General features: G+C 61.0%; 23 protein-coding genes. 8 read left to right on the plus strand and 15 right to left on the minus strand.

Annotation, left to right across the window (positions count from 1 at the left end):
• Nucleotides 1-43 precede the first annotated feature (43 nt).
• From fkpB to murJ, 5 genes are all read right to left on the minus strand, one after another.
• Nucleotides 44-481 carry an FKBP-type peptidyl-prolyl cis-trans isomerase gene (fkpB, locus tag M1E16_RS23480; protein ID WP_434571725.1) on the minus strand — a complete coding sequence of 146 codons (438 nt, stop codon included), beginning with the start codon at nt 479-481 and terminating at the stop codon, nt 44-46.
• On the minus strand, nt 474-998 hold the full coding sequence (gene lspA, locus M1E16_RS23485) for a signal peptidase II (RefSeq protein WP_434601878.1): 525 nt from the start codon (nt 996-998) through the stop codon (nt 474-476). Before lspA ends, fkpB begins: the two co-directional genes overlap by 8 nt.
• Nucleotides 991-3,822 carry an isoleucine--tRNA ligase gene (ileS, locus tag M1E16_RS23490; RefSeq protein ID WP_434698915.1) on the minus strand — a complete coding sequence of 944 codons (2,832 nt, stop codon included), beginning with the start codon at nt 3,820-3,822 and terminating at the stop codon, nt 991-993. The genes lspA and ileS overlap by 8 nt, the downstream gene beginning before the upstream one ends.
• Before the next feature lie 13 nt (nt 3,823-3,835).
• Nucleotides 3,836-4,774 (minus strand): bifunctional riboflavin kinase/FAD synthetase, encoded by a 939-nt coding sequence (gene ribF / locus M1E16_RS23495; protein ID WP_458128510.1) that lies wholly within the window; start codon nt 4,772-4,774, stop codon nt 3,836-3,838.
• Between the two features lie 129 nt (nt 4,775-4,903).
• On the minus strand, nt 4,904-6,442 hold the full coding sequence (gene murJ, locus M1E16_RS23500) for a murein biosynthesis integral membrane protein MurJ (RefSeq protein WP_458128511.1): 1,539 nt from the start codon (nt 6,440-6,442) through the stop codon (nt 4,904-4,906).
• 254 nt (nt 6,443-6,696) lie between these two features.
• On the opposite strand from murJ, the gene rpsT reads away from it, so the two are divergent.
• The gene (gene rpsT / locus M1E16_RS23505; protein WP_020798646.1) at nt 6,697-6,975 is read left to right on the plus strand and encodes a 30S ribosomal protein S20; all 279 of its coding nucleotides are present in this window, start codon (nt 6,697-6,699) and stop codon (nt 6,973-6,975) included.
• Between the two features lie 187 nt (nt 6,976-7,162).
• Here the strand turns inward: rpsT and M1E16_RS23510 are convergent, their stop codons facing one another.
• The 5 genes from M1E16_RS23510 to rplU all read right to left on the minus strand — a co-directional run bounded on the left by M1E16_RS23510 (nt 7,163) and on the right by rplU (nt 11,085).
• Nucleotides 7,163-7,627: a CreA family protein gene (locus tag M1E16_RS23510; protein WP_305498707.1), complete on the minus strand. Its 465-nt coding sequence runs from the start codon at nt 7,625-7,627 to the stop codon at nt 7,163-7,165.
• Nucleotides 7,628-7,636: 9 nt separating this feature from the next.
• Nucleotides 7,637-8,755, minus strand: coding sequence for a glutamate 5-kinase (proB, locus tag M1E16_RS23515; RefSeq protein WP_305498706.1), 1,119 nt, complete (start codon nt 8,753-8,755; stop codon nt 7,637-7,639).
• Between the two features lie 308 nt (nt 8,756-9,063).
• Nucleotides 9,064-10,287: an Obg family GTPase CgtA gene (gene cgtA, locus M1E16_RS23520; protein WP_060740551.1), complete on the minus strand. Its 1,224-nt coding sequence runs from the start codon at nt 10,285-10,287 to the stop codon at nt 9,064-9,066.
• Nucleotides 10,288-10,477: 190 nt separating this feature from the next.
• Nucleotides 10,478-10,735: a 50S ribosomal protein L27 gene (rpmA, locus tag M1E16_RS23525; RefSeq protein ID WP_003205738.1), complete on the minus strand. Its 258-nt coding sequence runs from the start codon at nt 10,733-10,735 to the stop codon at nt 10,478-10,480.
• 35 nt (nt 10,736-10,770) lie between these two features.
• Complete coding sequence (gene rplU, locus M1E16_RS23530; RefSeq protein ID WP_003176051.1) at nt 10,771-11,085, minus strand: 50S ribosomal protein L21; 315 nt, start codon at nt 11,083-11,085, stop codon at nt 10,771-10,773.
• Between the two features lie 239 nt (nt 11,086-11,324).
• Between rplU and M1E16_RS23535 the strand changes: the two genes are divergently transcribed.
• From M1E16_RS23535 to M1E16_RS23545, 3 genes are all read left to right on the plus strand, one after another.
• On the plus strand, nt 11,325-12,293 hold the full coding sequence (locus M1E16_RS23535; RefSeq protein WP_305498703.1) for a polyprenyl synthetase family protein: 969 nt from the start codon (nt 11,325-11,327) through the stop codon (nt 12,291-12,293).
• A 234-nt stretch (nt 12,294-12,527) separates the two neighbouring features.
• Nucleotides 12,528-12,869, plus strand: a complete 342-nt coding sequence (locus M1E16_RS23540; RefSeq protein WP_030140290.1) for a zinc ribbon domain-containing protein YjdM — start codon at nt 12,528-12,530, stop codon at nt 12,867-12,869.
• A 192-nt stretch (nt 12,870-13,061) separates the two neighbouring features.
• Nucleotides 13,062-13,319 carry a PA4570 family protein gene (locus tag M1E16_RS23545; protein ID WP_003205743.1) on the plus strand — a complete coding sequence of 86 codons (258 nt, stop codon included), beginning with the start codon at nt 13,062-13,064 and terminating at the stop codon, nt 13,317-13,319.
• 114 nt (nt 13,320-13,433) lie between these two features.
• Here M1E16_RS23545 and M1E16_RS23550 read toward each other — a convergent pair whose 3' ends face one another.
• From M1E16_RS23550 to M1E16_RS23565, 4 genes are all read right to left on the minus strand, one after another.
• A complete protein-coding gene (locus M1E16_RS23550) occupies nt 13,434-14,051 on the minus strand; it encodes an FKBP-type peptidyl-prolyl cis-trans isomerase (protein ID WP_003205746.1) in 618 nt (205 codons plus the stop codon).
• 120 nt (nt 14,052-14,171) lie between these two features.
• On the minus strand, nt 14,172-14,660 hold the full coding sequence (locus M1E16_RS23555) for a TIGR00645 family protein (RefSeq protein WP_047230159.1): 489 nt from the start codon (nt 14,658-14,660) through the stop codon (nt 14,172-14,174).
• A 118-nt stretch (nt 14,661-14,778) separates the two neighbouring features.
• Entirely contained in the window at nt 14,779-15,120 is a 342-nt protein-coding gene (locus M1E16_RS23560; protein ID WP_305498700.1) for a PA4575 family protein, read from the minus strand.
• A 311-nt stretch (nt 15,121-15,431) separates the two neighbouring features.
• The gene (locus M1E16_RS23565) at nt 15,432-17,870 is read right to left on the minus strand and encodes a Lon protease family protein (protein WP_434628136.1); all 2,439 of its coding nucleotides are present in this window, start codon (nt 17,868-17,870) and stop codon (nt 15,432-15,434) included.
• A gap of 274 nt (nt 17,871-18,144) precedes the next feature.
• Between M1E16_RS23565 and M1E16_RS23570 the strand changes: the two genes are divergently transcribed.
• From M1E16_RS23570 to M1E16_RS23585, 4 genes are all read left to right on the plus strand, one after another.
• Nucleotides 18,145-18,633, plus strand: a complete 489-nt coding sequence (locus tag M1E16_RS23570) for a DUF3015 domain-containing protein (protein ID WP_030140293.1) — start codon at nt 18,145-18,147, stop codon at nt 18,631-18,633.
• A gap of 91 nt (nt 18,634-18,724) precedes the next feature.
• Nucleotides 18,725-20,578 (plus strand): Lnb N-terminal periplasmic domain-containing protein, encoded by a 1,854-nt coding sequence (locus tag M1E16_RS23575; RefSeq protein WP_458128512.1) that lies wholly within the window; start codon nt 18,725-18,727, stop codon nt 20,576-20,578.
• 90 nt (nt 20,579-20,668) lie between these two features.
• The gene (locus tag M1E16_RS23580) at nt 20,669-21,025 is read left to right on the plus strand and encodes a hypothetical protein (protein WP_434655546.1); all 357 of its coding nucleotides are present in this window, start codon (nt 20,669-20,671) and stop codon (nt 21,023-21,025) included.
• A 70-nt stretch (nt 21,026-21,095) separates the two neighbouring features.
• Nucleotides 21,096-21,587, plus strand: a complete 492-nt coding sequence (locus M1E16_RS23585) for a GreA/GreB family elongation factor (RefSeq protein ID WP_458128513.1) — start codon at nt 21,096-21,098, stop codon at nt 21,585-21,587.
• Nucleotides 21,588-23,085: 1,498 nt separating this feature from the next.
• On the opposite strand, the gene ettA is transcribed toward M1E16_RS23585, so the two are convergent.
• Nucleotides 23,086-24,750 carry an energy-dependent translational throttle protein EttA gene (ettA, locus tag M1E16_RS23590; RefSeq protein ID WP_434571705.1) on the minus strand — a complete coding sequence of 555 codons (1,665 nt, stop codon included), beginning with the start codon at nt 24,748-24,750 and terminating at the stop codon, nt 23,086-23,088.
• Between the last annotated feature and the right edge of the window lie 91 nt (nt 24,751-24,841).

Consider the following 24,841-nt stretch of genomic DNA (forward strand, 5'->3'; position numbering starts at 1 on the left):
TCGCTCCCACAGGTATTGTGGGTGCGGTAATTGCTGTTAAACGTTAAACCGCCTTCACTTCAAGGATTTCCACCTCGAAGCTCAAGGTCTTGCCCGCCAGTGGGTGGTTGAAGTCCACGGTCACCTCGGCATCGTCAAAAGCTTTCACCACACCCGGCAGCTCGGCGTTGGCCGCGTCGTTGAAGATCACCAGCAGGCCCTCGGACAGCTCCATGTCCTGGAACTGCGAGCGTGGCATGGTCTGCACGTTTTGCGGGTTGGGCTGACCAAAGGCATTTTCCGGAGGAACCACCACGGTGCGCTTGTCGCCGGCCTTGAAACCGAAGATCGCCGCTTCAAAACCCGGCAGCAGGTTGCCGTCGCCGACCTTGAACACCGCCGGCGCCTTGTCGAACGTGCTGTCGACGGTGTCGCCGTTTTCCAGGTGCAGGGCGAAGTGAAGCTTCACTTCGGTGTTTTGAGCGATACGCTGCTCAGTCATGGACGGCTTCTCCGGTTTTCTTGCTCTTGAACATATCCAGGGCGAGCATTACGGCGCCCACGCTGATGGCACTGTCGGCAATGTTGAACGCCGGGAAGTACCAGCGGTTCTGCCAATGCACCAGGATGAAATCGATCACATGGCCCAAGGCAATCCGGTCGTACAGGTTGCCCAGCGCGCCACCCAGGACCAGCGCCAGCGCCACGGCCAGCCAGGTCTCGTCACGCCCCAGGCGCTTGAGCCAGACCACCAGCACGGCGCTGACCACGACGGCGATCAGGGCGAACAGCCAACGCTGCCAGCCCGAACTGTCGGCCAGGAAGCTGAATGCCGCGCCGGTGTTGTAGGCCAGCGTCCAGCTGAAGTAGTCGGGGATGACCACGATCTGCTGGTACATGGTCAACGAACTCTCGAAGTAGTACTTGCTGGCCTGGTCGATGACCAGTACCAGCACACTCAACCAGAGCCAGCCCAGCCGTCCGAAACGGCCCGCTGCGTTGGGCGCCAGATCAGGCATAGTGGCGAACCTCGCCCGTACCGCTGATGTTGTCGACGCAACGACCACAGATTTCCGGATGCTCCGGGTTCACACCGACGTCTTCGCGGCAGTGCCAGCAACGGGCGCACTTGACGAAGCTCGACTTGACCACCTTGAGCTTCAGGCCGCTTACCTCGGTGACCACCGCATCGGCCGGCGCCTGCACCAGCGGCGCGACGCTGGCGGTCGAGGTAATCAGCACGAAGCGCAGCTCGTTGCCCAGCTTGGCCAGATCGGCACCCAGCGCCTCTTCGGCGTAAAGGGTCACTTCAGCCTGCAGGTTGCCGCCGACAGCCTTGGCCGCCCGCTGGATTTCCATTTCCTTGTTGACCGCCGCCTTGACCGCCATGATCCGGTCCCAATACGCACGGTCCAGCTCGAAGCCTTGCGGCAGTTCGGTCAGGCCTTCGTACCAGGTGTTGAGCATCACCGATTCGTTGCGCTCGCCCGGCAGGTATTCCCACAGCTCATCGGCGGTGAACGCCAGGATCGGCGCGATCCAGCGCACCAGCGCCTCGCTGATGTGGAACAGCGCGGTCTGGCACGAACGACGTGCCTTGCTGTTGGCGCCGGTGGTGTACTGGCGGTCCTTGATGATGTCGAGGTAGAAACCGCCAAGCTCCTGCACGCAGAAGTTGTGGATCTTCGAGTAGACGTTCCAGAAACGGTATTCACCGTAGTGCTCCTGCAATTCGCGCTGCAGCAACAGGGTGCGGTCCACGGCCCAGCGGTCCAGCGCAAGCATGTCTTCGGCCGGCAGCAGGTCGGTGGCCGGATTGAAACCGGTCAGGTTCGAAAGCAGGAAGCGCGCGGTGTTGCGGATCCGCCGGTAGGCGTCCGCGCTGCGCTGCAGGATCTGCTCGGAAACGGCCATCTCGCCGGAATAGTCGGTGGACGCGACCCACAGGCGCATGATGTCGGCGCCGAGGGTGTCGTTGACTTTCTGCGGCGCGATCACGTTGCCCAGGGACTTGGACATCTTGCGACCGGCCTCATCAACAGTGAAGCCGTGGGTCAGCAGCTCGCGGTACGGCGCGTGGTTGTCGATGGCGCAACCGGTCAGCAAGGACGAGTGGAACCAGCCACGGTGCTGGTCCGAACCTTCCAGGTACAGGTCGGCGCGCGGGCCGTTCTCGTGGCCCATCGGATGCGAGCCGCGCAACACGTGCCAATGAGTGGTGCCGGAATCGAACCAGACGTCGAGGGTGTCGCTGATCTTGTCGTACAGCGGCGCTTCGTCGCCGAGCAGCTCGGCGGCATCGAGTTTGAACCAGGCTTCGATGCCTTCGGCTTCAACGCGCTTGGCCACTTCTTCCATCAGTTCGACGGTGCGCGGGTGCAGCTCGCCGCTTTCCTTGTTCAGGAAGAACGGGATCGGCACGCCCCAGTTGCGCTGGCGGGAGATGCACCAGTCCGGACGGTTGGCGATCATCGAGTGCAGGCGCGCCTGGCCCCAGGCCGGAACGAATTGGGTCTCTTCGATGGCCTTGAGCGAACGCTGGCGCAGGGTGTCGCCACTGGTTGGCTGCTTGTCCATGCCGATGAACCACTGCGCGGTCGCGCGGTAGATCAGCGGGGTCTTGTGGCGCCAGCAGTGCATGTAGCTGTGTTCGATGACAGTGGTGTGCAGCAGCGCGCCGACTTCGGTCAGCTTGTCGACGATGGCCGGGTTGGCTTTCCAGATGAACTGGCCGCCAAAGAATTCCAGCGACGGTACGTAGACGCCATTGCTCTGCACCGGATTGAGGATGTCATCGTTGACCATGCCGTATTTCTTGCAGGTCACGAAGTCGTCGACGCCATAGGCCGGCGCGGAGTGAACCACGCCAGTGCCGGCGCCCAGCTCCACGTAGTCGGCCAGATACACTGGCGACAGGCGGTCATAGAACGGATGACGGAAGTTGATCAGCTCCAACGCCGAACCTGGCGCGGTGGCAATCACCGAACCTTCCAGGCTGTAGCGGGCCAGGCAGGATTCGACCAGCTCTTCGGCCAGCACCAGCAGTCTGTCGCCGACGTCGACCAGGGCGTAGTTGAACTCCGGATGGACGTTCAGCGCCTGGTTGGCCGGGATGGTCCACGGGGTGGTGGTCCAGATCACGATGGCGGCCGGCTTGGCCAGCTTGCCCAGGCCGAAAGCGGCGGCAAGCTTGTCTTCATCGGCGATCGGGAACGCGACATCGATGGTCGAGGACTTCTTGTTCTCGTACTCGACTTCCGCCTCGGCCAAGGCCGAACCACAGTCGAAGCACCAGTTGACCGGTTTCAGGCCCTTGAACACGAAGCCGCCCTCGACGATTTTCGCCAGGGCACGGATCTCGCCGGCTTCGTTCGCAAAGTCCATGGTCTTGTACGGGTTGGCGAAGTCGCCCAGCACGCCGAGACGGATGAATTCGGACTTCTGCCCTTCGATCTGCTCGGTGGCGTAGGCACGGCACAGCTCGCGGGTCTTGTCGGCGCCCAGGTTCTTGCCGTGGGTGACTTCGACCTTGTGCTCGATCGGCAGGCCGTGGCAGTCCCAGCCCGGGACATACGGCGCGTCAAAACCCGACAGGGTCTTGGAGCGGATGATCATGTCCTTGAGAATCTTGTTCAGCGCGTGACCGATGTGGATGGTGCCGTTGGCGTACGGAGGGCCGTCGTGCAGGACGAACTTCGGACGATCCTTGCCAATTTCGCGCAACTTTCCGTACAGGCCAATGCTGTCCCAACGCTGCAGAATCTGTGGTTCGCGCTGAGGCAGGCCGGCCTTCATTGGGAAGGCGGTGTCCGGAAGGTTTAGCGTGGCTTTATAGTCGGTCATTTAAGGCTCTTCATTAGCGATTGGCGCTGGTTGCGACAAGGGCACGGGCGGCGGCGATATCTGCATGGATCGCCGTCTTGAGCGCCTCCAGAGAGGCAAAACGCTGCTCTTCACGCAGCTTCTGGTGGAAAACCACCGTCAAACGCCGGTCATACAGATTGCCGGCAAAATCCAGAATGTGTACTTCGAGATGGGCCTTGCCATCCCCCTGCACCGTGGGGCGTACGCCGATATTGGCGACGCCGGGCCAGGTCTTGCCGTCGATGTCGACACTCACCAGGAACACCCCGGTCAACGGCACACGACGGCGCTTGAGTTGCACGTTGGCCGTCGGCGTGCCCAATTGGCGCGCCAGTTTCTGCCCGTGCAGGATCCGCCCGGCAATCCGGTACGGCCGGCCGAGCAAGCGCTCGGCCAATTCGAAATCCGCCGCCGCCAGGGCATTGCGGACCTGGGTGCTGCTGACGCGCAGACCGTCCATTTCGACGGTCTGTGCCGCTTCGACGGTGAATCCCTGGGCGATGCCAGCCTGTTGCAGGTAATCGAAATCCCCTGCCCGGTCGCAGCCGAAACGGAAATCGTCGCCGACTTCCAGATGCTTTACGTCGAGACCGTCCACCAAGATGGTATCGACGAACTCGGCGGCGCTGAGCTGGCTCAGGCGCTGGTTGAAGGCCAGGCAGAGGACCCGATCGACGCCTTCGGCGGCCAGCAATTGCAGTTTGTCACGCAACCGGGCCAGACGCGCCGGAGCGGTCTCCGGAGCAAAGAACTCCCGAGGCTGCGGCTCGAAGATCACCACGCAGCTGGGCAGGCCCAACTCCAGCGCACGCTCGCGCAGCCGCGCCAGGATAGCCTGGTGGCCACGGTGAACACCGTCGAAGTTGCCAATAGTGGCGACACAGCCCCGATGCCGGGGACGCAGGTTGTGGAGGCCTCGAACCAGCTGCATAACGCGCTTCTTGCTCATAAAGTGGCCGATTATAACCACACCCGGCGGTCGGCGACAGGCAACACCATAACCCAAAGTGATCGAACCGACAAAACCGCCGTCCGGCCCGGGATTATCGAAGGCAACCGTTCAGCTCAAGGCCTTGCGATTGAAGTCGCGCAGACGGAATCCCATCAGCAGCAACATGCCGAAATAAGCCACCACGCCAGCCACGACCAGTACACCCAGGCGCAGGAAGCGCTCGAACATCTGCCCTTCACCCCAAGCCGGCATGAAATGCATCCCCGCCAGCAACACCGCCGACATCACCGCCACGGCGACCAGCAGCTTGAGGCCGAACCTGGCCCAGCCGGGCTGCGGCTGATACATCTTCTGTTTGCGCAGCTGGTAGAACAGCAGCCCGGCGTTGAGGCAGGCACCGGCGCTGATCGCCAGGGCCAGGCCGGCATGGGCCAGGGGTCCGATGAGCAGCAGGTTGAATAGCTGGGTCATCACCAGGGTAAAAATCGCGATCTTCACTGGCGTGCGGATGTTCTGCTGGGCGTAGAAACCCGGCGCCAGGACCTTGATCACGATGATTCCAAGCAAGCCCACCGAATAGGCGATCAGCGCGCGCTGGGTCATCAAGGCATCAAACGCATTGAACTGGCCATACTGGAACAGCGAAACCGTCAGCGGCTCGGCAAGGATCCCCAGCGCCAGCGCACAAGGCAGGACCAGCACGAAGCACAGGCGCAGGCCCCAGTCGAGGATGCGCGAGTATTCATGACGGTCCTGGCTGGCGTAGGTCTTGGCCAGGGTAGGCAGCAGAATCGTGCCCAGCGCCACGCCCAGTACGCCGGAAGGCAGCTCCATCAAGCGGTCGGCGTAGTACATCCACGAGACCGAGCCGGCCACCAGGAACGAGGCGAAAATAGTGTTGATGATCAGCGAAATCTGGCTCACCGACACCCCGAGAATGGCCGGCAGCATCTGTTTCATGACGCGCCACACGCCACTGTCGCGCACGTTCAGGCGTGGCAGCACCAGCATGCCGATCTTTTTCAGGTGGGGCAGTTGATAGAGCAATTGCGCCAGGCCGCCGACCAGCACCGCCCACCCCAGGGCCATCACCGGCGGATCGAAGTACGGTGTCAGGAACAGCGCAAACACGATCATGCTGACATTGAGCAGCGTCGGCACGAAGGCCGGCACCGAGAAGCGGTTCCAGGTATTGAGAATCGCCCCGGCCAGCGATGACAGGGAAATCAGCAATATATAAGGAAAGGTCACCCGCAACAGGTCGGAGGTGAGCTGGAATTTTTCCGGCGTGTCGGTGAAACCTGGCGCGGTGGCCCAGATCACCCAAGGCGCGGCGAGCATGCCGGCCGCGGTGACCAGCGCCAGCACCAGCGTCAGCAAACCGGTCACATAGGCGATGAAAGTGCGGGTCGCCTCGTCACCCTTCTGGCTTTTGTATTCGGCCAGGATCGGCACGAAGGCCTGGGAAAAGGCCCCTTCGGCAAAGATCCGCCGCAGCAGGTTTGGCAGCTTGAAGGCGATGAAGAAGGCGTCGGTGGCCATTCCGGCACCGAATATCCGCGCGATCAGCGTATCGCGAACGAATCCCAGAATCCGGGAAAGCATTGTGATAGAGCTGACGGCAGCCAACGATTTGAGCAGATTCATGAAAAGAGTTTGTGCCTGTCGATAAACAGCAGGCGAACAACGCGCCCACTTGTGCGATACTTCGCGCCGCTAAACAGCACAGCGCCAAAGCCCGCGAGTTTACAGGTCGCACGCCGGAAAGAAATCATTCGGTGCGCCGCACCTGCCATTCAGCGGAACGTGTCACCCGCCCTTGACAACACGTCAACTCATCGGCATGATTCGCGGCCTATTTTGTTTGCTATTTCCTAAAAAGTCTTTCGAGGAGCTCGACGGTGGCCAACTCACCTTCCGCCAAAAAACGTGCAAAACAGGCTGAGAAGCGTCGCAGCCACAACGCCAGCCTGCGTTCCATGGTCCGTACCTACATCAAAAACGTAGTCAAGGCCATCGACGCAAAAGACGCTGAAAAAGCACAAGCTGCTTACGTTCTGGCTGTGCCAGTTATCGACCGCATGGCCGATAAAGGCATCATCCACAAGAACAAGGCTGCTCGCCATAAGAGCCGCCTGAATGGCCACGTAAAGGCCTTGAACGTTGCCGCTGCTGCCTAAGCGACGCGCTCGTTAAAAAACCGACCCCAGGGTCGGTTTTTTATTGCCTGGGATTTAATCAGGTGCACCACTCAATTCAGAACTGTGGGAGCGAGCCTGCTCGCGAATACGGTGTGCCAGACAGCATCAATGTCACTGGCAGACTGCATTCGCGAGCAGGCTCGCTCCCACAATGGTTTTTGCGTGGTTATTGAGCCTTGGCCCACGGCAGGATCGGAATCGCCGTCACCGCATTCTGCGGGCTACCCTCGATCACACGGTCGCTGTAGACCAGGTACACCAGCGTATTGCGCTTCTTGTCGAGAAAACGCACCACCTGCATGGTCTTGAACACCAGCGAGGTGCGCTCCCTGAAGACCTCCTCGCCATCCTTGAGCTCGCCCTTGAAGCTGATCGGCCCGACCTGGCGGCAGGCGATGGAGGCCTCGGCGCGATCTTCGGCCAGCCCCAGGCCTCCTTTTACGCCGCCGGTCTTGGCCCGCGACAGATAGCAGGTCACGCCATCGACCCTGGGGTCATCGAACGCCTCGACCACGATCCGGTCGTTTGGCCCGACGAACTTGAACACCGTGGACACCTGCCCGATTTCCTCGGCAGAGGCCAGCAGCGGCAGCGCCACCAGCAAGCCGATCAATCCTTTTGCCAAACCCATGATTTTTCCTTAGACGAGGATCAGGTTGTCACGGTGAACCAGCTCAGGCTCAGCCATGTAACCCAGCAGGCCAACAATCGCATCAGACGATTGGCCGATGATTTTCTGTGCTTCCAGCGCGCTGTAGTTGGCCAGGCCCCGGGCAATCTCTCGACCATCCGGCGCTACGCAAACGACCATTTCGCCACGGCGGAAGCTGCCCTGGACCAGCTTCACGCCTACCGGCAGCAGGCTTTTGTTACCTTGAGACAGCGCCGACACGGCCCCAGCGTCCAGCACCAGCGTGCCCCGGGTTTGCAGATGCCCGGCCAGCCACTGTTTGCGCGCCGCCAGCATGCCGCGCTCAGGGGACAGCAGCGTACCGATGCGCTCCCCGGCCTTGAGGCGATCCAGCACCCGCTCCAACCGACCACCGACGATGATGGTATGGGCGCCAGAGCGCGCCGCCAGACGCGCCGCGCGCAGCTTGGTCTGCATGCCGCCGCGCCCCAGGGCTCCGCCAGTGCCACCCGCCACCGCATCCAGCGCGGGATCGTCGGCTCGGGCTTCGTAGATCAGCTTGGCATCAGGGTTATTGCGCGGATCGGCGTCGAACATGCCGTCGCGATCCGTGAGAATCACCAGCAGATCGGCTTCCACGAGGTTGGCTACCAGCGCCGCGAGCGTGTCGTTGTCGCCGAAACGGATCTCGTCGGTGACCACCGTGTCGTTCTCGTTGATCACCGGGATGACTTTCAGCTCCACCAACGCTCGCAGCGTGCTGCGGGCATTGAGGTAACGCTTGCGGTCGGACAGGTCGTCGTGGGTCAGCAGAATCTGCGCCGTGTGGCGATCATGCTCGGCAAAGCTCGACTCCCACGCCTGCACCAGACCCATCTGGCCAATGGCGGCAGCAGCCTGCAGTTCGTGCATCGCGCTGGGTCGCGACGTCCAGCCCAAACGGCTCATGCCGGCCGCCACGGCACCCGAGGAGACCAGTACCAGCTCGACGCCCGCCTCATGCAGGGCCACCATCTGCTCGACCCACACCGCCATCGCCTGGCGATCCAGGCCCTTGCCATCCGCCGTCAGCAGTGCGCTGCCGATCTTCACGACCCAGCGTTGCGCACCCGTCACCTTGCTCCGCATTTTCTTCAACCTTTGCCAGCGAACAGCGCGACCCAGCGCCACTCATGGGATTATTCGTATTTGCGTTTTACAGATACCAAAACGCCGCTCGAATGAGCGGCGCCTTGAAAACCGGCCGACTGCGATGATAACACCGCGCCGAAACACTTGAACCTGCTCCCCATGCCAGCTACCCGAGAAACCTTGTGGGAGCGAGCCTGCTCGCGATGGCATAGGGTCAGCAGCATGAATGCTAACTGACACACCGCCTTCGCGAGCAGGCTCGCTCCCACAGGTTTTGATCTCAAGCGGCCTGCATCAGCACCAGATCAGTCGCGAACGTAGATGATTTCCGGACCGTCTTCGTCATCCACATCCTCTTCGTCCCAATCGTCATCACCGATGTCATGGACCGACTTGACGCCGCTGCGGCGCAGGGCACGCTGGTCGTCCAGCGCCTGCAACTGGGCGCGCGCCTCGTCTTCGATGCGCTGGTCGAGCTCGGCCAGCTCTTCCTTGTAGGCCGGATCATTGGCCAGGCGATCAGCACGATCTTCCAGGTAACGCATGATGTCGTGGCAAAGGCGCTCGGTGCCTTCTTTGGCAATGGCCGAGATCACGTAGACCGGACCTTCCCACTCCAGGCGATCGACGATTTCCTTGACCCGCTCTTCGTGCTCTTCTTCGAGGATCTGGTCGCACTTGTTCAGCACAAGCCAACGGTCGCGCTCGGCCAGGGCCGGGCTGAATTTGGTCAGCTCGTTGACGATAACCTCGGCGGCATCGGCGGCATCGGTTTCATCCAGCGGCGCCATGTCGACGAGGTGCAGCAACAGACGGGTGCGGGACAAATGCTTGAGGAAACGAATCCCCAGGCCAGCACCTTCGGAGGCACCTTCGATCAACCCCGGAATGTCGGCGATCACGAAGCTTTTCCAGCGATCGACACTGACCACGCCCAGGTTCGGCACCAGGGTGGTGAACGGGTAATCGGCGACTTTCGGCTTGGCCGCCGACACCGAGCGAATGAACGTACTCTTACCCGCGTTCGGCAGGCCCAGCAGACCCACGTCGGCCAGTACTTTCATTTCCAGCTTCAGGTCACGCTGCTCGCCTGGCTTGCCCGGCGTAGTCTGGCGCGGCGCACGGTTGGTACTGGATTTGAAGCGGGTGTTACCCAGACCGTGCCAGCCGCCATGAGCCACCAGCAGGCGCTGGCCAGCCTTGGTCAGGTCGCCGATGACCTCCTGGGTGGCGGAGTCGATTACTGTGGTACCGACCGGCACACGCAGGATCAGGTCTTCGCCCTTCTTGCCGGTGCAGTCGGTGCTGCCGCCGTTGGAACCACGCTCGGCATCGAAATGCCGGGTGTAACGGTAATCCACCAAGGTGTTGAGGTTTTCATCGGCGAGCATGTAGATCGAGCCGCCATCGCCCCCGTCACCACCGTTCGGACCACCGTTTTCAATGAATTTTTCCCGACGGAAACTCATGCAACCATTGCCGCCGTCGCCAGCCTTTACTCGAATCGATACTTCATCAACAAACTTCATGACACACGCCTCTCGCCGTACGGACGAGCCAAAAAAACAAGACATAAGACTCTTGCAAAAATGAGCGCAGCGACCTGAAAACACGCCCCAACCGCAGCGCCGACAGCCCATACAAACAGTTTTGCAAGAGACTCACCCCACAAACGAAAAAGCCCCGTCGCAAGACAGGGCTTTTCCAGCGGTCTCGCAATTAAGCTGCGATAACGCTTACGTAACGACGACCGAAGGCGCCTTTTACTTCGAACTTGATCACGCCTTCGACTTTAGCGAAGAGGGTGTGATCCTTGCCCATGCCAACGCCGTAGCCAGCGTGGAATTGGGTGCCGCGCTGACGCACGATGATGTTGCCCGCTTTGATAGCCTGGCCGCCATACATCTTCACGCCAAGGCGTTTGGCTTCTGAGTCGCGACCGTTACGGGTACTACCACCAGCTTTTTTGTGTGCCATGAGTTCAATTCTCCTAGTGAGGAATTAGGCTGGAATTAAGCCTGAATACCGGTGATTTTGATCTCGGTGTACCACTGGCGGTGGCCCATACGCTTCATGTGGTGCTTACGACGACGGAACTTGATGATGCGGACTTTATCGTGACGACCTTGGGAGATCACTTCAGCCACAACGGTAGCGCCAGCAACGACTGGAGCGCCGATATTCACGTCGTCGCCATTGGCGACCAACAGAACGCGATCAAAAGTCACGGATTCGCCGGTAGCGATTTCCAGTTTCTCGATCTTCAGGTATTCACCTGGGGCGACCTTGTATTGCTTGCCACCAGTAACAATTACTGCGTACGACATGGTATTTCTCCGATAATCCTGCTCACCCAGCGCTTTATAAGAAGAGGTATTGGCTGGCATGGCTGCATGGGCTGGAAGGCCCGGATGCAATTGCGTAAGGCAGGTGCTGCCCAGGAAGTTCAGGGTGCGCGATTGTACGCAAGCCGGCAGAGCCTTGCAAGTGGCCGTCTATCGCGCCTTGACACCTGCGGACGTGGGTCCTAGCATGCCGCGCAACCCTTCTGGAGCGCCTGTCGCTGATGCAACCCCAAGCTTTCTACCGCGCTGTGGCGGACGATTTTAGCGCCGTCGACGGTATCATCAAGAAGCAGCTGACTTCCCGAGTGCCGCTGGTATCGAAAATCGGCGACTACATCACTTCGGCCGGGGGCAAGCGCCTGCGTCCTCTGTTGGTGCTTTTGTGCGGCAAGGCCCTGGGTCGCGAAGGCGACGACATGCGCCTGCTGGCCGCCACCATCGAATTTTTGCACACCGCGACGCTGCTGCATGACGACGTGGTCGACATGTCCGGCATGCGCCGTGGCCGCTCGACCGCCAACGCGATGTGGGGCAATGCCCCAAGCGTGCTGGTGGGCGACTTCCTGTATTCGCGCTCGTTCGAAATGATGGTCGAACTGGGCTCGATGCCGGTGATGAAGATTCTGTCCCAGGCCACGCGCATCATCGCCGAAGGCGAAGTGTTGCAGTTGTCCAAGGTCCGCGACGCCAGCACCACCGAAGAAACCTACATGGAAGTCATCCGCGGCAAGACCGCGATGCTCTTCGAAGCCTCGACTCACAGCGCCGCCGCCCTGGCCGGCGCCACCGCCGAGCAGAGCGAAGCCCTGCGCACCTTCGGCGATCACTTGGGCGTGGCGTTCCAACTGGTAGACGACCTGCTGGACTACAAGGGCGACGCCGACACCCTGGGCAAGAACGTCGGTGACGACCTGGCCGAAGGCAAGCCAACCCTGCCGCTGATCTACACCATGCGCGAAGGCACGCCGGAACAGGCCGCGCTGGTCCGCCAGGCGATCCAGAAAGGCGGGATCGAAGATCTGGAAAGCATCCGTGCGGCGGTTGAAGCTTCCGGCTCGCTGGACTACACCGCAACCCTGGCCCGGGACTACGTTGCCCGTGCGATCAAGTGCCTCGACGCCCTGCCGGCCAGCGAATACCGCGACGCACTGGTGGAACTGAGCGAGTTTGCGGTTGCCCGTACCCATTGATTGCATGAAAACGGCGAGCTTTAGTGGCGAGGGAGCTTGCTCCCGCTCGGCGGCGCAGCCGTCATAAAACCGGCCGACGCGATCCGCCTGAATGATCGCAGCAATCCAATCGGGGCTGCTTCGCAACCCAGCGGGAGCAAGCTCCCTCGCCACAAAAGCCCCGTATCACCCTCCTTGCGACAAAACCCTATACAATGTGCGCCCTTTTGACCTCCTGATACCCAAGGAACCTTAGTGAGCACGTTGCCTCCCTGCCCGAAATGCAATTCCGAATACACCTACGAAGACGGTACTCAACTGGTCTGCCCGGAGTGTGCCCACGAATGGTCCGCCAGCGGCGAAGCTGAAGCGCCGTCCGACGATACGGTGAAAAAAGATTCGGTCGGCAACGTCCTGCAGGACGGCGATACCATCACCGTGATCAAGGACCTCAAGGTCAAGGGCACTTCGCTGGTGGTCAAGGTCGGCACCAAGGTCAAGAATATCCGCCTGTGCGATGGCGACCACGACATCGACTGCAAGATCGACGGCATCGGCCCGATGAAGCTCAAATCCGAGTTCGTCAGAAAGGTCTGAACCTGTCACACGCCCATCCCGCGCCCCGCGCGGGATGCTGCTTCGCCCCCTCCGTTTCGCCAGGCCCGCCAGTTGCGGATGACCTGAGCCATCCCAACCCATCGTCAGAAAAACCAGCGTTGCGCCAATAGAGACTTGCTATTTAGCGAATAAGAATTATTCTCATCGAACCCCATCAAGGAGATGAGAACCATGACTTATTTGATCGATGCCTGGCTGGACCGCCCACATCCCTACCTCAGGATCCTGCATCGGGAAACCGGCGAAGTCTGTGCGGTGCTTGAAGAAGAAGCCTTGAACGAGCTGCAGGACCAAGGCGACCTGGACCTCAACAGCCTCAATTCCAGTGAGCCGCTGGTGCTCAAGGAGCTGGTGCGTAACCTGTTCCTGTTCTGCTACGCCCGGGCGTTGCGCCCGACCGGTGATTTCAGTGGCAGGTTCCATGGATGAAGCAGCAAACCCTGTGGGAGCGAGCCGGCCCGCGAAGACGGTAGGTCAGTCGATATCAATGTTCGATGACACACCGCTTCGCAAGCAGGCTCGCTCCCACAAAAGGCAGTTGTCTTACAGAACGTCCAACAGCTCGACGTCAAACACCAGCACGCTGTGCGGTGGAATGCTGCCAACGCCCTGGGCGCCGTAGGCCAGTTCGCTCGGCACGTACAGGCGCCATTTGCTGCCGGCGTTCATCAGTTGCAGCGCTTCGGTCCAGCCCGGGATCACGCCACCTACCGGGAATTCGGCTGGCTGGCCACGATCATAAGAGCTGTCGAACACAGTGCCGTCGATCAGGGTGCCATGGTAGTGGGTACGCACCTGGTCTTCGCGAGTCGGCTTGGCGCCTTCGCCCTGGGTCAGCACTTCGAACTGCAGGCCGGACGCCAGGGTGGTGATGCCTTCGCGCTTGGCGTTTTCGGCCAGGAATGCACGGCCTTCGCCAGCAGCGGCTTCAGCCTTGGCGGCGGCTTCGGCCTGCATGATTTCGCGGATCACCTTGAAGCTTGCGGACATCTCGTCCTGGCCCACGCGGCTCGGCTTGCCGGCGAAAGCGTCGGTCAGGCCGGCGAGGATCGCGTCCAGGCTGACGCCCGGCGGCGGGTTGTCGCGCAGTTGGTCGCCCAACTGACGGCCGATGCCGTAGCTGACGCGGGTTTCGTCGGTGGACAGGTTAACTTCGGACATGCTGCTGCTCCGCTGTGCGGACGGCTCGGGAACGTGCCGTGCGTGACACAGCGCCTCCCGGAGCGCCCGGAACCAAAAGGGCGAGCAGACTAGCACAGATGCCGCCGCCCGTGACGAACCTCAATGCTTGGTCAGTTTGTCCAGATAGCCCATGGCGAATGCCGAGACCACGAAAGTCATGTGGATGATCACGTACCACATCAGGTGCTCGGGATCGACGTTCTTGGCGTCCATGAAAATACGCAGCAAGTGGATGGACGAAATGGCAACGATCGACGCCGCGACTTTCATCTTCAGCGACGAGGAATCCATCGTGCCCAGCCAGTTGAGCTTTTCCTTGTCGGAGTCGATGTCCAGTTGCGAGACGAAGTTCTCGTAGCCGGAAATCATTACCATCACCAGCAAGCCACCTACCAGCGCCATGTCGATCAGCGACAACAGCACCAGGATCAGCTCGGACTCGGCCATGGCAAATACGTTGGGAATGATATGAAAGACTTCCTGGAAGAATTTCAGTGCCAGGGCCAGCAAGCCCAGGGACAACCCGAAGTAGATCGGCGCCAGTAGCCAACGGGAGGCATACATTGCATTTTCGATAAAGCGTTCCATTGAGTCTCACACCTGGGCTGAAAAATCGCGGCGAGTATATCAGCCACGACCCGCCCCACAAACGCCGCCCCCTTCCTGAGGCCCGACGCTTGTGTCAAGACTTTACCGCGCTGAAGGCTCAATGCAGCGGGCGATATTCGACGCCGCCGACGTTGCGACAACGGCCTCCGTTGATTTCCCGTAGCTGTGCCTGCATGTGCAGCGACCAGATCTGCGGATCATCAGCCAGCTCATAACCGTGCAATGTCAGGTTCTGGACGATGGTGTCGAGGAGGGTTTCAGCGGCAGTCGGGCCAGGGAACGGCCCTTGGGCCTTGATCGCGGTAGGTTGCTCGCCGGCCATTCCGGCGGCGAACAGTACAGTCCACATGCCGGTGTCGCCAGCGAGCGGACGAACGGCGCATTCGATACGGGTCACCAGACCCAGGCAGTGGCGAGTAAGACAAAGGTTGCGCGACATGGCGGCGCCCCTCGGTAGATCCGGTATTCAGCCCGGGAAGGCTGTTTCGATCCAATGATGGCTCTCGTTATCCTTGAAAGGAGGATAGGAGAAAAGTTCCGGCCGCAAGGGATTTAGAGACCAGAATGCGCCGAGCGGTCACAGTGTGAATATTGACGCCAAACTGGTGACGCACAGTCGAAATAACCCACGAAACAATGTGGGAGCGAGCTTGCTCGCGATAGCGGTTTGACAGTCAAAAAACTGTGACTGAAACTCCGCTATCGCGAGCAAGCTCGCTCCCACAGGGTCTTGCGGCGGTCAGGAAAGCCTTACGCAGGCTTCGCCTCCGCCAGCGCCTGCTGGGCCATTTCCTTTTCCGCTTCCTTGATGTCGTCTTCGCTGATCATTTCCGCGATCACCCGTAGCCGCTCCACCACGCGAGCGTTGACGCTGCCCTCCGGGAACTCGCCGTTTTCATCCGGCTCACCGGCAGGCTCGCCCACCAGCAGACTCAATGCCTCGTCGGCCTGGCGCACGGCATAGACGTGGAACTGCCCCGCTCGCACCGCGGCCAGCACCTTCTCGTCGAGCATCAGGGTCGCAACGTTGGCCTGGGGGATGATCGCACCCTGCTCTCCCGTCAGCCCGCGGGCTTCGCAGAGGCGGAAGAACCCTTCGATCTTCTCGTTGACCCCGCCGACCGCCTGCACTTCGCCGAACTGGTTGATCGAACCGGTGATGGCGAAGCACTGCTTCAACGGCGTCTTCGACAGGGCCGAGATCAACGTGCAAGCCTCGCCCAGGGAGGCGCTGTCACCGTCCACATAACCATAGGATTGTTCCAGGGCGATGCTGGCCGAAATCGCCAGGGGGAATTCCTGGGCATAACGGCTGCCCAGGTACCCGGTGAGGATCATCACACCCTTGGAATGGATCGGCTGGCCGAGGTTGACCTCACGCTCGATGTCGACGATACCGCTGCCGCCCGGGTACACCGTGGCGGAGATCCGCGCCGGCACGCCAAACGCCGAATCCCCCACTTCCAGCACGGTCAGCCCGTTGCACTTGCCCACGGCCGCGCCGTCGGTATCGATCAGGATGATCCCGGCCAGCATGTCGTCGAGGATCCGCGCCGAAACCCGTCCGGTGCGAGTCGCCTTGGCCTTGAGGGCGCGCTCGATGTGGCCGGCATCGGTCATGTCATCGCCGGCCAACTGCCGGATGAAGTCCGCTTCGCTGACCAATTGGAACAGATCACCGATCCGCGCCGACAGGCGCCCCTGATGCTCCGCCAGGCGCGCGCTGTAGGTGGCCAGGCGCGCCACCGCATCGGCGGTCAGCGGGGCCATGCCCTCCTCCGAGGTTCGGGTCTTGAGCAACTGGGCAAACTGTTCCAGGCTCTCGTCGCCCATCGGGATGTCTTCGTCGAAGTCCACCAGCACGCGAAACATTTCCTGGAAGTCCGAATCCAGGTCCTGCAACGCGTAGTACAGCTGGCGGGCGCCGATAATCACCACCTTCACCTGCAACGGAATATGTTGCGGCGTCAGGGTGACCGTCGCCAGTCGCCCCAGCTCACCCAACGGCGACTCCATCTTCAGCTTGCGCGATTGCAGGGCGCGCTTGAGCGCATCCCACACGAACGGCTCGCCGAGCATCTTTTCCGCCTCAAGAATCAGGAACCCGCCGTTGGCCCGGTGCAAGGCACCCGGGCGCAACTGCCGATACGTGGTGTAGAGCGCGCCCTGATCGGTGCTGTACTCGATGCGCCCGAACAGGTTGTCGTAGGTCGGGTGCGGTTCGAACACCACCGGCGCGCCACCGCTCGCCGGATGCCCGACCACCAGGCTCGGCGCGTATTGCTCCTCGAGCAATTTGCGGGCGACGGCGTCGGTCTTGCTGTCGTCGACCAATTGCTCGACCACGGTCTTGAGCAGGTAGACCTGCATGGCCTGCAGGTAGCCGCAGACGGCGGCATTCTCGGCGTATTTTTCCGAGAGCGGCGCGAGCAACGGCTGCAAGGCCAGGGTGATGGTTTCTTCGTTGAGCTGGCGCAGTTGGTTGTTGGATTCGCGTTTCCACTGCGGCAGGCTGGCGAGCTCTTCGTTCAGACGCTCCTCCAGATTGGAAATGTCCTCATGGAAGCGCTCGCGATCGGCCTCTGGCAACTGGGCGAACTCCGCTTCATCCAGGGCCTTGCCTTCGCTCATCGGCGTGAAGGCGATGTTGCTGCTGTCACGGTACAGCGCGACATCCTTTTCCAACGCCAGGCGCTCGATCACATCGAGGGCGCGGTCGTAGCGCTGATTGAAGGCGCGGTCGATCGCGCTTTTTTTCTGTTGGTAGGACGGATGCTCGAATACTGCCGGAAAAGTCGCCAGCAGATTGTCGATCAGGCCATTGATGTCGGCGATGAAAGCCCCGGCCGTGCCCGACGGCAGTTCCAGGGCACGCGGTTCGCGAGGCTCGTCGAAGTTGTTGACGTAGACCCAGTCCGCCGGGGTCTGCATGCGCTTGCCCTCGGCCTTGAGGTAGCGTTTGACGAACGAGAACCGACCGGTGCCGGGCTCGCCCATGACAAAGACGTTGTAACCGGGGCGTGGCATCGCCACACCGAACTGCAAGGCTTCGACCGCGCGTTCCTGGCCAAGCACACCGCGAAAGGGCTCCAGATCATTGGTGGTAGAGAAGCTGAACTGTTCAGCGGAAAACGGACGGGTCAGCGCTTCGGGCGCTAGACGCAAGCTGGCAGCAACAGGATCAGGCATCGGGCTTCCTTACATCAGGCGGGGCAGATAGCGGCATTCTGGCGCTGCCCATGCCTGACTGGCAAGGAGCGCCTCAGGCCGAAGCATAGTCGACGGCCCCACCACCGGCAGAAGCCCGTAAACAGGTGATTTCAAATAATGTTTTTGCAAAATGTCACGGAACCCTCGGAACGTGCCTAAACTCCAAACTGCGCGGCTGGAACAATAACCGGCCCACTGGCTGCTGTAGTGGCCAGACCCTGTCCATTGGTATGCACATAAAGAGAACATAGCTATGAAACGGATTCTTCTCGGTACTCTCTTCACCGCTGTATCCATCAACGCCATGGCTCAGGCCCCGGGCGGCCCGGATTGCGGTTGGGGCAACATGCTGTTCGAAGGCCAGCGTGGCACCCCGGCGCACTTCCTCGCATCCACCACCAACGGCACCTCCGGCAACGCCACCTTCGGCATGACCTCCGGCACCAACGGCTGCTCGACCAACGCGGCACTGACCTACGGTGGCAAGTCCTGGCTGGCCATGAATGGCATGATGAACGAGCTGTCCGAAGACATGGCCAAGGGTCAGGGTGAAGCACTGACTACCTACGCCGTGGTACTGGGCGTGGCGCCGGAAGACCGCGCGCATTTCTCCGCTGTGACCCACGAGCACTTCCAGCAGATCTTCAGCAAGGCTGACGTGACCGCCGAAGACGTGCATACCAACACCCTGGCCGTGCTGAAAAACGACCCTCGCCTGGCCAAGTACGCTACTCAAGCTTAAGCTCGACATCACTCGCTCCTTTCGGGGAGCGGGTTTTTTCTTTTTGGGGCCCCTTCGGTCTTTATTTTTTCGACTTTCCAAGTAGCCGACTATGCTCAAACGCCTTGCCTGGCTGGCGCTCTGCGTGTGCGCCCCGCTGTCCGCCGCGCCTCATGTCGATCCTCAACGTTTGCAACAACTGGCCAATGACCGCTTCTGGATTTCCCTGGGTCACTACGAAACGGCCAAGCTCGGTGGCTGGCGCAGCTATGTCAGCGATCGCAAGTTTTTCCTCGCACCCGACGGCAATGAACATCCCGACCGTGAGCTGACCGCCACGTTGCAAGCCTTGTACGGCCCGGCCAGTGCCGGCCAGCAACACGCCCAGTGCGTGTACCCGGCGCGAACGCGCTGGCTCAAGGCGCAGCTCAACCTGACGGACCTGCCGGCGGTCAATTGCAGCGAATTCACCCAGTGGTTCAAGGACGTATCGCCCCACAGCGCGGTGATGATTTTCCCCGCTGCGTACCTGAACAGCCCTTCCTCGATGTTCGGCCATACTTTGCTGCGCATCGACCAGGCCGACGTGCAAAGCGACAAGACCGCCCTGCTCAGCTACGCAATCAACTTCGGCGCCTACATTGAAGGTTCGGACAACAGCCTGCTCTACGCCTGGAAGGGTTTGATGGGCGGCTATCCCGGTCTGTTCGCCTTGGTGCCGTACCAGGAAAAACTCTCCGAGTACCGTAGCCTGGAGAACCGCGACCTGTGGGAATACCGCCTCAACCTGAGTCAGGCGGAAACCGAACGCATGGTCGAGCATGTGTGGGAACTCAAGCAGATCCAGTTCGACTATTTCTTCTTCGATGAAAACTGCTCCTATCGCCTTCTCGAACTGCTGCAGGTGGCGCGTCCGAGCCTGCGCCTGACCGAGCAGTTCCCGCTGACGGCGATCCCCACCGACACTGTCAAGGCGGTGAAAGAAGCCGGACTGGTGGAAAGCATCCAGTACCGGCCGTCCCGCGAGCGAGAGCTGCTCAGCCGCGCCGAGCCGCTCAGCGACGACGAGCAGCAATGGGTACAGAAAGTCAGCGCCGACCAGCAGCAACTGCAAGCGCCGGCATTCAAGGCGCTGCCGCGTCAACGCCAGGCCCTGATCATCGATGCCGCCTATCGCCTGGAGCGCTATCGCGCCAACGGCCAGGAACGTGACCCACAGCGGGCCCAGCGCAGCTTCGAACTGCTGCGGGCAATCAACCGCAATCCCGCGCCGGAACTGGACATCCCGCAACCCGGCCTGCCCGAGGATGGTCATGAGTCGCGCACCTGGCAGGCTGGCCTGGGTACGCGAGGCGATCGTGCGTTCGGTGAATACGGCCTGCGCATGGCCTATCACGACCTCAACGACAACGCCGAGAGTTTCCCGCTCGGCGCGCAGATCGAGATCCTGCAATTGAAGCTGCGCCAGTACGAAGGCAACGATTGGCAGCTACAACAACTGGACCTGGCGACCATTCGCTCGTTGACCCCGCGCAATGAGTTGCTGCAGCCGCTGTCCTGGCAGGTTACCGGTGGCCTGGAGCGGGTGCCTGGCAAACACGACGATGAAACCCTGGTCAGCCACGCCAACGGCGGCGCCGGTGGTACCTGGGCCTTGGGTGAGGATGTGCTGGGCTTTGCCCTGGGCACGGTGCGGGTCGAGCACAATAACGACTTCGCCCAGTTCATCGCCCCGGCCGCCGGCTTCAACAGCGGCGTGCTGTGGAAAAACCCACTGGGCAACCTGAGCCTCGAAGCCAAGGGCGATTACTTCGTCAACGGCGAAGTGCGCCGTAGCGTGAGCCTGAATCAGCAGTGGGAATTGTCGCGCAACCTCGGTCTGCGCCTGAGCGCCCAGCGCGAATTCAGCCAATTGGCTTCGCCGGAAACCGAGGTGATGCTCGAAGTGAAGTGGTACCACTACTGAACGAACGGAATGATTACCGCGCTTTCACGCCTTTCTGACGAATCCGCTTCTAGACTTGCCTTACAAGTGGCTCCGGCAGGCAGGCAGAACATGAGGCGCGCGGCAGTGGTACTGGGTGTGTTGATGTTGCTCGGTGGCTGCGAAACCACCCACGAGGATCTGATCGCCCGAGGTTATCCACCGGCCTTCGCCGATGGCTTCGATGACGGTTGCAGCAGTGGCCGGCAAGCGGCCGGCGCGATTACTGGCCAATTCAGGAAAGACGTGCCGCGTTATCTCAAGGACGCCCACTACGCCGAAGGCTGGAGCGATGGCTTTCGTCAGTGCCAGGCCATGCGCGAGAGTCAAGAGCGTGACGCCTACCGCGAGCGCCATTGGGACGACCGCGAACGGGCCTGGCAACAGGAGAAAGATCGGGACGCCGCCCGGGCTTATCGCTCGCCGTGAGTCGCGTACAGACATTCGTCGAAACCAAAACCCTGCGACCATGGCCCAAACTCCAATAGAGGAGAATGCCATGAGTCGCGCCTTCGTCAACGAAGACAACGCCGCCGCCCAGGCCGATCAACCGGTCGAGCGCCAGGTCAGCCCGCAACCCAATTACGTCACGCCCGCCGGGCTTGCCCAGCTACAGGCGCGAGTCGCCGAGTTGCAAGCGCTGCACGGTCAACAGACAGCCCAGGGCGAGCAGGCGGACAAGCAGCGCATCGCCGACCTCGAACGGGACCTGCGGTATTTCAATCAGCGGCTGCAAAGTGCGCAGGTCGTCACCTTGAGCAAACGTGATCAGGTGCGAATCGGACATTGGGTGACATTCGCCGATGAGCACGACCAGGCGCAACGAATGCAACTGGTGGGTGAAGACCAGGCCGATGCCGCCAATGGATTGATCAATTGGGGCTCGCCGCTGGGGCGGGCCTTGCTAGGTGCGAAGATCGGGGATGAGGTGGTGTGGAAGCGGCCGGTGGGGGATGTGGCGATCGAGGTGCTGGAAATAGCGCTTGGGTGATGTTGCTCCCACAGGGTTCGATGTCAGCCAGGTATCTTGCGGCAAACCCAAAACCAATGTGGGAGCGAGCTTGCTCGCGATGGCGGTGGGTCAGTCAATTATCTTTCAACTGATCTGACGCCTTCGCGAGCGGGCTCGCTCCCACAGGGTTCGATGTCAGCCAGATATCTTGCGGCCACCCCAAAACCAATGTGGGAGCGAGCCTGCTCGCGATGGCGGTGGGTCAGTCAATTATCTTTCAACTGATCTGACGCCTTCGCGAGCGGGCTCGCTCCCACAGGGTTCGATGTCAGCCAGATATCTTGCGGCAAACCCAAAACCAATGTGGGAGCGAGCCTGCTCGCGATGGCGGTGGGTCAGTCAATTATCTTTCAACTGATCTGACGCCTTCGCGAGCAGGCTCGCTCCCACAGGGTTCGATGTCGGCCAGGTATATTGCGGCAAACCCAAAACCAATGTGGGAGCGAGCTTGCTTGCGATGGCGGTGGGTCAGTCAATTATCTTTCAACTGATCTGACGCCTTCGCGAGCGGGCTCGCTCCCACAGGGTTCGATGTCAGCCAGGTATCTTGCGGCAAACCCAAAACCAATGTGGGAGCGAGCCTGCTCGCGATGGCGGTGGATCAGTCGATTATCTTTCAACTGATCTGACGCCTTCGCGAGCAGGCTCGCTCCCACAGGGTTCGATGTCGGCCAGGTATCTTGCGGCAAACCCAAAACCAATGTGGGAGCGAGCCTGCTCGCGATGGCGGTGGGTCAGTCAATTATCTTTCAACTGATCTGACGCCTTCGCGAGCGGGCTCGCTCCCACAGGGTTCGATGTCAGCCAGATATCTTGCGGCAAACCCAAAACCAATGTGGGAGCGAGCCTGCTCGCGATGGCGGTGGGTCAGTCAATTATCTTTCAACTGATCTGACGCCTTCGCGAGCGGGCTCGCTCCCACAGGGTTCGATGTCGGCCAGGTATCTTGCGGCAAACCCAAAGCCAATGTGGGAGCGAGCTTGCTCGCGATGGCGGTGGGTCAGTCAATTATTTTTCGACTGATCTGACGCCTTCGCGAGCGGGCTCGCTCCCACAGGGTTCGATGTCGGCCAGGTATCATGCGGGAAACCCAAAACCAATGTGGGAGCGGGCTTGCTCGCGATGGCGGTGGATCAGTCGATTATCTTTCAACTGATCTGGTGCCTTCGCGAGCAAGCCCGCTCCCACAGGGTTCGATGTCAGCCAGGTATCTTGCGGCCACCCCAAAACCAATGTGGGAGCGGGCTTGCTCGCGATGGCGGTGGATCAGCCAATTATCTTTCAACTGATCTGACGCCTTCGCGAGCGGGCTCGCTCCCACAGGGTTCGATGTCAGCCAGATATCTTGCGGCAAACCCAGAACCAATGTGGGAGCGAGCCTGCTCGCGATGGCGGTGGGTCAGTCAACTATCTTTCAACTGATCTGACGCCTTCGCGAGCAAGCTCGCTCCCACAGGTTACTGCTTAGCCGGACGAATCAAGCCAGCTTCTTGTGCCGTACACGATGCGGCTGGGCAGCGGCTTCGCCGAGGCGCTTCTTGCGATCGGCTTCGTACTCGGTGTAGTTGCCTTCGAAGAACACCGCTTGCGAGTCGTCTTCGTACGCCAGGATGTGCGTCGCGACGCGGTCAAGGAACCACCGGTCGTGGGAGATCACAATGGCCGCGCCCGGGAAGTCCAGCAGGGCCTCTTCCAGGGAACGCAGGGTTTCGACGTCGAGGTCGTTGGACGGTTCGTCGAGCAGCAGGACGTTGCCACCCTCCTTCAAGGTCAGCGCCAGGTGCAAGCGACCACGCTCACCACCGGACAGGTCCTTGACGAATTTCTGCTGATCGCCACCCTTGAAGTTGAAGCGCCCCACGTAGGTACGCGACGGGATTTCGTAGCTGCCGATGCGGATCTGGTCAGAGCCGTCGGAGATCTGCTGGAACACCGTCTTGCTGCCGTCCAGGTCCTCGCGGCTCTGGTCGACGCAGGCCAGCTGCACGGTTTCACCGATTTCGATGGTGCCCGAATCCGGCGTTTCCTTGCCCATCAGCATGCGGAACAGCGTGGATTTACCGGCGCCGTTACCCCCGATCACGCCGACGATGGCGCCCTTGGGCATGGAGAACGACAGGTTGTCGATCAACACGCGGTCGCCATAGCCCTTGGTGACGTTCTTGAATTCGATGACCTTGTCACCCAGGCGTGGGCCGGCCGGGATGTAGATCTCGTTGGTTTCGCTGCGCTTCTGGAATTCCTGGGACTGCATTTCCTCGAAGCGTTGCAGACGCGCCTTGGATTTGGACTGACGAGCCTTGGCGCCTTTGCGCACCCACTCCAGTTCTTCCTTCATGGCTTTTTCATGCGCCGATTGCTGCTTGGATTCCTGGGCCAGACGATCGGATTTGGCTTCCAGCCAGCCCGAATAGTTGCCTTCGTATGGAATGCCTGCGCCACGGTCGAGCTCCAGGATCCAGCCGGCAACGTTGTCCAGGAAGTACCGGTCGTGCGTGATCGCAACCACGGTGCCGGGGAAATCGTGCAGGAAGTGTTCGAGCCAGGCGACGGAATCGGCGTCGAGGTGGTTGGTCGGTTCGTCGAGCAGCAGCATGTCCGGGGCGGACAGCAGCAAGCGGCACAGCGCCACGCGGCGCTTTTCACCGCCGGACAGGTGCTCGACCTTGGCATCCCAGGCTGGCAGGCGCAGTGCATCGGCGGCGACTTCCAGCTGACGGTCCAGGTTGTGACCATCGCTGGCCTGCAGGATCGCTTCGAGCTTGGCCTGCTCGGCGGCCAGCTTGTCGAAATCGGCGTCCGGATCGGCGTAGGCGGCATAGACCTCGTCCAGGCGCGCCTGGGCGTCCTTGATCACGCTGACCGCTTCCTCGACCACTTCGCGGACGGTCTTGGTCGGATCCAGCTGAGGTTCCTGCGGCAGGTAGCCGATGTTCAGGTCAGGCATCGGACGGGCTTCGCCGTCGAATTCGTTGTCGACGCCAGCCATGATTTTCAGCAGCGTGGACTTACCCGAACCGTTGAGGCCCAGCACGCCGATCTTGGCGCCGGGGAAAAATGACAGCGAAATGTTTTTCAGGATTTCCCGCTTCGGCGGAACAACTTTGCTCAGCCGATGCATGGTGAAGACGTATTGAGCCATGGTGAACCTAGCGTCAGTGACAGGTGAAAAGAACGAGCCAGGCCATGCGCGGCGCGGGCACTTGATGTTGATCAATGCCTGCGGGCCGATT

The sequence above is a fragment of the Pseudomonas sp. Z2-11 genome, from assembly GCF_054161305.1.